This window comes from Acinetobacter sp. YH12072 (genome assembly GCF_013419565.1).
In the GTDB taxonomy this organism is placed as follows: Bacteria; Pseudomonadota; Gammaproteobacteria; order Pseudomonadales; family Moraxellaceae; genus Acinetobacter.
Genome location: NZ_VOZV01000093.1, coordinates 1 through 1210, shown reverse-complemented (window position 1 = coordinate 1210; position 1210 = coordinate 1). Strand labels below are relative to the sequence as shown.

Below are 1210 nucleotides of genomic sequence, written 5' to 3'. Positions count from 1 at the left end.
TGGTGGGTCTGACAAGACTTGAACTTGTGACCCCACGCTTATCAAGCGTGTGCTCTAACCAACTGAGCTACAGACCCTCAGATACATCGTCATGAAGAACAACTTGTTGTGGATTCTTACCAATCGTCAATCTTTCGTTAAGGAGGTGATCCAGCCGCAGGTTCCCCTACGGCTACCTTGTTACGACTTCACCCCAGTCATCGGCCACACCGTGGTAAGCGTCCTCCCTAAGGTTAGACTACCTACTTCTGGTGCAACAAACTCCCATGGTGTGACGGGCGGTGTGTACAAGGCCCGGGAACGTATTCACCGCGGCATTCTGATCCGCGATTACTAGCGATTCCGACTTCACGCAGTCGAGTTGCAGACTGCGATCCGGACTACGATCGGCTTTTTGAGATTAGCATCTGCTCGCGCAGTAGCAACCCTTTGTACCGACCATTGTAGCACGTGTGTAGCCCTGGCCGTAAGGGCCATGATGACTTGACGTCGTCCCCGCCTTCCTCCAGTTTGTCACTGGCAGTATCCTTAAAGTTCCCACCCGAAGTGCTGGCAAATAAGGAAAAGGGTTGCGCTCGTTGCGGGACTTAACCCAACATCTCACGACACGAGCTGACGACAGCCATGCAGCACCTGTATCAGAGTTCCCGAAGGCACCAATCCATCTCTGGAAAGTTCTCTGTATGTCAAGGCCAGGTAAGGTTCTTCGCGTTGCATCGAATTAAACCACATGCTCCACCGCTTGTGCGGGCCCCCGTCAATTCATTTGAGTTTTAGTCTTGCGACCGTACTCCCCAGGCGGTCTACTTATCGCGTTAGCTGCGCCACTAAAGCCTCAAGGGCCCCAACGGCTAGTAGACATCGTTTACGGCATGGACTACCAGGGTATCTAATCCTGTTTGCTCCCCATGCTTTCGCACCTCAGTGTCAGTATTAGGCCAGATGGCTGCCTTCGCCATCGGTATTCCTCCAGATCTCTACGCATTTCACCGCTACACCTGGAATTCTACCATCCTCTCCCATACTCTAGCTAACCAGTATCGAATGCAATTCCCAAGTTAAGCTCGGGGATTTCACATTTGACTTAATTAGCCACCTACGCGCGCTTTACGCCCAGTAAATCCGATTAACGCTTGCACCCTCTGTATTACCGCGGCTGCTGGCACAGAGTTAGCCGGTGCTTATTCTGCGAGTAACGTCCACTTATCCC

Annotated in this window: 1 tRNA gene and 1 rRNA gene; both read right to left on the bottom strand. The window is 52.2% G+C overall.

The window, feature by feature from the left end:
• A tRNA-Ile gene (locus tag FTU19_RS16150) sits at positions 1–77 on the bottom strand.
• Between the two features lie 61 nt (positions 78–138).
• Positions 139–1210: ribosomal RNA gene (locus FTU19_RS16145) — 16S ribosomal RNA — on the bottom strand; the annotation flags it as partial.